Below are 7,846 nucleotides of genomic sequence, written 5' to 3'. Positions count from 1 at the left end.
ATCGGCGAGGTCACGACATGCCCTTGCGGTGCCGCCGCGGCCGGCGCCGCCGGCGCGGCGGCCGCGCCTTCGGCCACGCCCGCCGGATGCATCGGCGCGCTCGCCGGAATCTGCGGCGCGTATTGAGCGGCAGGCGACTGCACGTAAACCGGCGGCGCATTCTTCACGATGCGCACCTTGCCTTCTCCCTCCGTGACTTCCAGCTCCGAAATACCGGATTCGGAGACGAGGTCGATCAGAGTTTTCAGTTTACGTAGATCCATGGGCATACCCCTTTCAATGCGTAGGTGCGCCGGCGCTCCCGCGAGCCGGCGCTCAATTCGTGTTCTGGGTTCAGGCGCGCGTCGTACCGGTGGACGCTTGAGCGGACAAGCGGTCGAGCGCGAACTCGAGTGCGTACAGATAGCCTTTCCAGCCGAGACCGCAAATGACGCCTTCGGCGAGATCGGAGAAATACGAATGGTGCCGGAACGGTTCCCGGCGATGCACGTTCGACAGGTGAATCTCGACGAACGGAATGCCGACGCCTGCCAGCGCGTCCCGGATCGCCACGCTGGTATGGGTATACGCAGCGGGGTTGATCAGGATGAAATCGGTTTTCTCGTTCCGCGCGGAATGGATGCGATCGATGAGCGCGCCTTCATGGTTGCTCTGAAACGACGCGAGTTCGGCGCCGGCGTCCGCCGCGCGGTCCGCCAGGGCCTGGTCGATCTGCGGCAAGGTCACGCGGCCATAAACCTCCGGTTCCCGGGTGCCGAGAAGGTTGAGGTTGGGGCCGTGCAGCACCAGCAGTCGCGTCATGGTCGCTTCTATTTCCGTGGAATTCGCGGCACTTTAGCGCTGTTTAGAGAAATTTGTCTAGTTTCTCGAACGCCCGGACAGGTGGCGCCGAACTGGCCGGAAGCACGTAAAAGCACAACTTCTCTCAATTTCAGTCGATTGGTGCATAAATCGCACGGTTCCGACCTCAATTAAGCATTGTCGAATTGTCTGCGTCAGAGCGCGTCGAGCGTGGCTTTCAGCTCATTTGGCTGAATCTGGCCCAATTTTGTCGACCGTACGACGCCTTTTGCGTCAATCACGACGGTGTACGGCAATGCGCCCGCATTGTTCCCGAACGCGCGCGCGAGGTCGGCGCCGCCGAAGCCGATCACGTAGATCGGATAGTCGACGCGCACCTTCTGCAGGAACGCCTTGATGTTTTTGTCGGAGTCCACGCCAAGGCCGACGAATTCGACGCCTTTTTTCGCGTATTCGCGGTGCAACTGGCTGAGCGACGGCATTTCCTCGACGCACGGCCCGCACCACGACGCCCAGAAGTTGATGACGACCGGGTGGCCCTTGAGCAGACTCAACGACTGCGGCTTGCCGTCGACGTTCGTGACGGTCGCCGACCAGAGCTGGTCGACCGGGCTCGCCGCCGCCGGGGCGGCGGGCGTTGCCGCATGCGCAACTTCGGTCAACGATTGGCCGAATATCCAGTGACTGGCCGCCGCGCCCCCCGCAGCCGCGACGACCGCGACTGCAACCGCCGCCAGGATCCGCTTCGTATTCATCTGAGGTCTGTTCAATTAGTAGAAGAGGCCGCGTCGCTTTCAGCGAGCAACGCCTGGACCGCCTGGACGCCCGCGCGCGCGAGCCGGCCGCGCGCATCGGCGCGCACCGCGCCGCGCAGGTCGTCGGTGCCATAGAGCGCGACGTGGATACCGACCGGCTCCGCGTCGCGTCCTTGCCGGGCAACCGGACGCCACAGGAAGCTCAGCGTTTCGACGTAGCCGCGTCCGGCGAAATGCCGGGTTTCCGAAACGTCGTACTGCACGTTCTCATTCAGCAGATAAATCGCGACTTCTTTCGGGTTGTCGCAAAACGCCTGCAGGTGAATATCGGAGTGTTCGCCCGCCGTGCCGCCGAGCACCGCGCCGGTCAGATACGGGTTGAACGGTGCAAGCCGCAACATCCAGTCGAGGGCGATTTCGCGCAGGCGACGCAGCACCGCGGGCTGCGTGTCGCCCTGAAACAGCGACTGATATTCGCGGATTTCTTCTTCGATCTGGTCGTTATCGGGCAGCCAATCGCCGGAAACGCGCGTCTCCCCGACGACTTGCCGCGCGGCTTTGCGCTTGGCCGTCGAATAGTCGAGACCGTCTTCCGCGATCATCCTCGCGGCGGCGATTGCGATTTCCTCGCGCACGCGCGTCGGGTCGAAATGTAGTTTGCGGACCATCCGCCAATCATACTAGAGAATACGAGGCGTCCTGCCCGAGGCGCCCTCTCGTACGGCCGTCCGGCCCACGCCGCGGGCTTGCCGCGCCTGCGGGAGCCGGCAGTGTCGAACGCCGGCCAGGGCCCAGCGCGGCGCGGGTCGTCGGGTACAATAGCGGCCTTTGCAAGGACCGCTCTATGCACATCCACATTCTCGGTATCTGCGGCACGTTCATGGGTGGTCTCGCGGTGCTGGCGCGCAGCGCGGGGCATCAGGTCACCGGCTGCGACGCCGGCGTCTATCCGCCGATGAGCACGCAGCTCGAAGCACAAGGCATCGGGCTTATCGAGGGTTACGGCGCGGAGCAGGTCGATCTGAAGCCCGATCTGTTCGTGATCGGCAATGTGGTGTCGCGCGGCAATCCGCTCATGGAAGCGATTCTCGACCGCGGCCTGCCGTATGTGTCGGGTCCGCAGTGGCTCGGCGAGCATGTGCTCAACGGCAAATGGGTGCTCGCGGTGGCCGGCACGCACGGCAAGACCACCACCAGCTCGATGCTCACGTGGCTGCTCGAAGACGCGGGCATGAACCCGGGCTTCCTGATCGGCGGCGTGCCGCTCAACTTCGGCGTGTCCGCGCGGCTCACCGATTCGAGCTTCTTCGTGATCGAAGCCGACGAGTACGACACCGCGTTCTTCGACAAGCGCTCGAAGTTCGTCCACTACCGGCCGCGCACCGCGGTCCTCAACAATCTCGAGTTCGATCACGCCGACATCTTCCCCGATCTTGCCGCGATCGAAACGCAGTTTCATCACCTCGTGCGCACTATTCCCGGTATCGGCCGCATCGTCTCGAACGGCCGCGAGGCGGCGCTCGAGCGCGTGCTGACGCGCGGTTGCTGGAGCGAAGTCGAGCGGTTCGGCGTCGCAGGCGGCTGGCAGGCGCTTGCCGCCGAAGACGGCGTGCCCGTCGACGCGCAATTTGCCGTGTACCAGCAGGGCGAGCGCGTCGGGGTGGTCGACTGGCAGGTGCAGGGCGAGCACAACCGCATGAACGCGCTCGCGGCGATCGCGGCCGCGCGTCATGTCGGCGTGCCGCCGGCCCAGGCCGCGCGGTCGCTGGCCGGCTTTCGCAACGTGAAGCGCCGCATGGAAGTGCGCGGCAGCGTCGACGGCGTCACCGTCTACGACGACTTCGCGCACCATCCGACCGCGATCGACACCACGATCGCCGGCCTGCGCACGCGGGTCGGCCGCGGCGAACCCGGAAAACGCACGCGCATTCTCGCGGTGCTCGAGCCGCGCTCGAACACGATGAAGCTCGGTGTCATGAAGGCGCAGTTGCCGGCGAGCCTCGCCGACGCGGATCTCGTGTTCGGCTACGGCGCGTCGAGCGGCCGCGATGCGCTCGGCTGGGATCTTGCCGAAGCGCTCGCGCCGCTGGGCGACAAGGCGCGCGCATTCAACCATATCGACACGCTCGTCAAAGCGGTGATCGACGTCGCGCAGCCGGGCGACCACGTGCTCGTGATGAGCAACGGCGGGTTCGGCGGCGTGCATCAGAAGCTGCTCGACGCGCTGTCGATGCGGCCGGCGGCGCTTGCACGGGGCGTCGCGTGATTCTTTATCTGCACGGATTCCGCTCGTCGCCGCAATCGTTCAAGGCGCGCCTGCTGGCCGAGCGGCTCGCGGCGCTGGGCCGCGGCGACGAATGGTGCTGTCCGCAACTGCCGGTGTCGCCGCTCGAAACGATCGAGCTTGCCGAATCGCTCGTCGCGGCGCGGGTTGGATCGAACGAGGCGAAGGATAAGCCTGGTCACCCCGAACGCATCGTGCTGATCGGCAGCTCGCTCGGCGGCTTCTTCGCCACGCATCTTGCCGAAAAGCACGGCTGGCCGGCGGTGCTGCTCAATCCGGCCGTCGTGCCGCAGCGCGACCTGTCCGCGTACCTCGGCGAGCAGCCGCGCGTGCACGGCGGCGGCAGTATCGTCGTGGAAGCGCGCCACCTTGACGAGATGCGTGCGCTTGCCGTCACATCGATCACGCGCCCCGAACGCTATTATCTGTTTGCGGCCACCGGTGACGAGGTGCTCGACTACCGCGAGATGCTTGCGCACTATCCGGCCGCGCGAACCAGACTGATCGAAGGCAGCGATCATTCGATCAGCGAGTTCGCGGACTATGTCGACGATGTACTCGCGTTTTGCGACAGCGCCGCGGCCGTTCCCCTTGCGCCGAACCCGAAGGCCGCGCCTCGCGAGGGTCCCGCGACGAAGTAGGCGCGCGGTTTGCGCGCCAGGTTCAAGGTCGGTCCGGAGCCGGTTCGCACACCATTCGCACGGGTTGTCACAGGCCGGTTTTGCACCCTGTTTTTGTACCCAGTTAGCAGACACTTAACAGATCATCATCTTCACGAATATGCAGTAGCCGGGCGCGGCGCCGTGCCTGACAGACACGGCGCGCACGCAACCGGATGCATGCAGCGCGACGGCCCATGGCGGCCGATGCGAGCCAGAACGAGAGTATTGAGTGAACGTTTTCTTTGAGGAATCGGGCAGTTTCAAGGCAGGCAGCGTGCTGTCGAAGCAGGGCGACGCGTTCCAGGTCGAGTTGCCGGGCGGCCGGCGCGCGAAGGTGCGCGCAAAAGACGTGCTGATCGAATTCGACAAGCCGGCTGCCGGCGAACTGATGGAGCAGGCCGACGCGGCCGCGCAGCAGATCGATCTCGACTTTCTGTGGGAATGCGCGCCGGAGGACGAATTTCCGTTCGCGACGCTTGGCGCCGAATACTTCGGTGCCGCATTCGGTCCGATCGAGCGCGCGGCGCTCGTGCTGCGCATGCACGGCTCGCCGATCTATTTTCGCCGCAAGGGCCGCGGCCAGTATCAGCGCGCGCCGCAGGAGCAACTGCAGATGGCGCTGGCGTCGCTCGAACGCAAACGTCAGCAGGCGCTCGTGCAGTCGGGCTACGAAGACGAACTGAAAGAGGGTCGTCTGCCCGATGCGTTCGCCGGCAAGGCGCTTGCGCTGCTCACGAAGCCGGACAAGAACTCGATCGAGTACAAGGCGCTCGAAGCGGCGGCCGCGCACCGCGGCGTGTCGCCGGCGCGGCTCATGCTCGATTGCGGCGGCATTCCGTCGGCGCGCGCGCTGCACGAGGCGCGCTTCCTGTCCGAGTACTTCCCGCACGGCACCGGCTTTCCGGCGGTCACGCCGGGCCCGCTGCCCGACGATCTGCCCGAAGCCGAGGTCGAGGCGTTCTCGATCGACGACGTGACGACGACCGAAATCGACGATGCATTCTCGGTCGAGCATCTCGCCGATGGCCGCGTGCGGATCGGCGTGCACATCGCGGCGCCGGCGCTGGGTATCACGCGCGGCGACACCGTCGACGCGATCGCGCGCGCGCGGCTGTCGACGGTCTATATGCCCGGCGACAAGATCACGATGCTGCCCGATGGCGTGGTCGACGTGTTCACGCTCGCCGAAGGCGGCATGCGGCCGGCGCTGTCGCTCTACAGCATCGTGAATCGCGAAACGCAGGAGATCGTCGCGAGCGAAACGCGTGCCGAGCGCGTGTTCGTGAAGACCAACCTGCGGCACAACACGCTCGACGAAGTGGTCACCGAAGACGCGCTCGCCGCGGGCACGGGCGACTATCCGCACAAGGACGACATCGCGGTGCTGTGGCCGTTCGCGCAGGCGCTGTTCGAAAAGCGCCAGGTGATGCGCGCGAGCTTTGGCCTGAAGCGCGAAGTGCAGCGCAATACCGACTTCAATTTCTACGTCGAAGACGAGCATGTGACGATTACGCCGCGCCGGCGCGGGTCGCCGCTCGATCTGATCGTCGCGGAACTGGCGATTCTCGCGAACTCGACATGGGGCGCGTTCCTGCACGATCACGGCGTGCCCGGCATTTACCGGTCGCAACGTGCATTCGGCGCGCCGACCGGCCCGAAGCGCACGCGTATGCAGACGACCGCCGCGCCGCACGAAGGACTCGGCGTCGCGCAGTACGCGTGGAGCACGTCGCCGCTGCGGCGCTATGTCGATCTCGTCAACCAGTGGCAGTTGATCGCGTGCGTTCAGCATGGCGTGACCGCCAAGCTCGCCGCGCCGTTCAAGCCGAAGGACGCGGACCTGTTCGCGGTCGTGCAGGGCTTCGACGATACGTACACGGCTTACGCCGACCATCAGCGCCGCATGGAGTACTTCTGGTGCCTGCGCTGGATCAAGCAGGAAAACAGGAAGCAGGTCGTCGCCTCGGTTGTGAAGGGTGACCTCGTGCGGCTCGAGGAAGTGCCGCTGCTGCTGCACGTGCCGGGGCTCGGCGTGCATGCGCGCGGCACGCGCGTGCTGCTCGACGTGATGTCGATCGACGAGCTGACGATCGAAGCGTCGGTGCGCCTGCTGCACGTGCTCGACGCGCCGACCGTGACGAGCGGCGCCGAAGCCGAAGAAGCCGATGAGAACGAAGGCGACGAAGAAATCATCGACGCCGCCGATGAGTCCGCGGAAAGCGAGGCCGAGGCGCAAGCCGAAGCGGACCCCGAGGGCGCGGCTTCGTCTGAAGGCGGCGATGCTTCCGCAGCCGGCGGCTCGACGCAAAGCGGCGGCGAACCCGACGGCGATGCAGCGAACGCCGATGCCGCCGGCTCCGATTCGCATCGCGAGACGGAGCCGGGCCGATGAGCGCGTCTTCCGTCCCGGTCTCGGACTCGCGCGACCGTTACGCGGTAATCGGCAATCCGATCGCGCATAGCAAGTCGCCGTTTATTCACGCGCGCTTTGCCGCACAGACCGGCGAGCCCGTCGAATACGGCCGGCTGCTCGCGCCGGTCGACGCATTCGTGCCGCATGTGCGCAAGTTCATCGAAGCGGGCGGCCGCGGCCTCAATGTGACGGTGCCGTTCAAGCTCGACGCGCACGCGTTGGCCGATACGCTGTCGCCGCGCGCGGCCGCCGCGGGCGCGGTGAACACGCTGCGTTTCGACAAGGCCGGCATCTACGGCGACAACACGGACGGCTTCGGACTCGTGCGCGATATCGAAGTGAATCTCGGCGTGTCGCTCGCGGGCGCGCGCGTGTTGTTGCTCGGCGCCGGCGGCGCTGCGCGCGGTGTCGTGCTGCCGATGCTCGAGCGTGCGCCGCATGTGCTGACGATCGTCAATCGCACCGCCGCGAAAGCCGACGCATTGGTGGCGCAATTCGCGCGGGCGGCGAGCGACGCGGGTTGCCGCCTGACGGGCGGCGGTGCGCAGGCAACCGAGCCCGGTGCGTACGACGTGATCGTCAACGCGACCGCGGGGAGTCTCGATGGCGCGCTGCCGGAATGCGACGACCGTGCGTTCGGTGCAGAGACGCTTGCCTACGACATGATGTACGGCGCACAGCCGACCGTCTTTATGCGGCATGCGGTTTCATTGGGTGCGCGCGCGGCCGACGGGCTGGGCATGCTCGTCGAGCAGGCGGCCGAGTCGTTTTACGTGTGGCGCGGCGTGCGGCCCGACGGTGCGCCGGTGCTCGCGGAACTGCGCAAGCAGCTTGCCGCGCCGGCCGGCGCCTAGCAGCAGCGGGGCGCTTGCATCGCGAGCAGCGTACCTTCCGACGACATTCTCTACAGGCGAACGGCGTTGAGCATTGC

Annotated in this window: 7 protein-coding genes and 1 pseudogene; 4 read left to right on the top strand and 4 right to left on the bottom strand. The window is 66.1% G+C overall.

The features are described 5' to 3' along the window. The 4 genes and pseudogenes from ACYPXD_RS26595 to ACYPXD_RS26580 all read right to left on the bottom strand — a co-directional run. Positions 1 to 263 (bottom strand): annotated as a pseudogene (locus tag ACYPXD_RS26595) (acetyl-CoA carboxylase biotin carboxyl carrier protein); the annotation flags it as partial. A 70-nt stretch (positions 264 to 333) separates the two neighbouring features. Next, on the bottom strand, positions 334 to 801 hold the full coding sequence (gene aroQ / locus ACYPXD_RS26590; RefSeq protein WP_459718304.1) for a type II 3-dehydroquinate dehydratase: 468 nt from the start codon (positions 799 to 801) through the stop codon (positions 334 to 336). Between the two features lie 194 nt (positions 802 to 995). Continuing rightward, the gene (locus ACYPXD_RS26585) at positions 996 to 1,556 is read right to left on the bottom strand and encodes a TlpA family protein disulfide reductase (RefSeq protein WP_459718301.1); all 561 of its coding nucleotides are present in this window, start codon (positions 1,554 to 1,556) and stop codon (positions 996 to 998) included. An 11-nt stretch (positions 1,557 to 1,567) separates the two neighbouring features. Beyond that, positions 1,568 to 2,224 (bottom strand): UDP-N-acetylmuramate--alanine ligase, encoded by a 657-nt coding sequence (locus ACYPXD_RS26580; RefSeq protein WP_459718297.1) that lies wholly within the window; start codon positions 2,222 to 2,224, stop codon positions 1,568 to 1,570. Between ACYPXD_RS26580 and mpl the strand changes: the two genes are divergently transcribed. The 4 genes from mpl (at position 2,173) to aroE (ending at position 7,769) form a co-directional block, all read left to right on the top strand. Beyond that, entirely contained in the window at positions 2,173 to 3,822 is a 1,650-nt protein-coding gene (mpl, locus tag ACYPXD_RS26575; protein ID WP_459718294.1) for a UDP-N-acetylmuramate:L-alanyl-gamma-D-glutamyl-meso-diaminopimelate ligase, read from the top strand. The two genes, ACYPXD_RS26580 and mpl, sit on opposite strands and share 52 nt — an antisense overlap. Beyond that, positions 3,819 to 4,481, top strand: coding sequence for a YqiA/YcfP family alpha/beta fold hydrolase (locus tag ACYPXD_RS26570; RefSeq protein WP_459718291.1), 663 nt, complete (start codon positions 3,819 to 3,821; stop codon positions 4,479 to 4,481). Before mpl ends, ACYPXD_RS26570 begins: the two co-directional genes overlap by 4 nt. Positions 4,482 to 4,731: 250 nt before the next feature. Next, positions 4,732 to 6,894: a ribonuclease catalytic domain-containing protein gene (locus ACYPXD_RS26565; protein WP_459718285.1), complete on the top strand. Its 2,163-nt coding sequence runs from the start codon at positions 4,732 to 4,734 to the stop codon at positions 6,892 to 6,894. Next, positions 6,891 to 7,769, top strand: a complete 879-nt coding sequence (gene aroE / locus ACYPXD_RS26560) for a shikimate dehydrogenase (protein WP_459718282.1) — start codon at positions 6,891 to 6,893, stop codon at positions 7,767 to 7,769. The genes ACYPXD_RS26565 and aroE overlap by 4 nt, the downstream gene beginning before the upstream one ends. Positions 7,770 to 7,846 lie beyond the last annotated feature (77 nt).

The organism is Paraburkholderia sp. 2C, from assembly GCF_054589215.1.
Note: the sequence above shows the minus strand (reverse complement) of the source record. Positions and strands in the feature narration are given on the sequence as shown.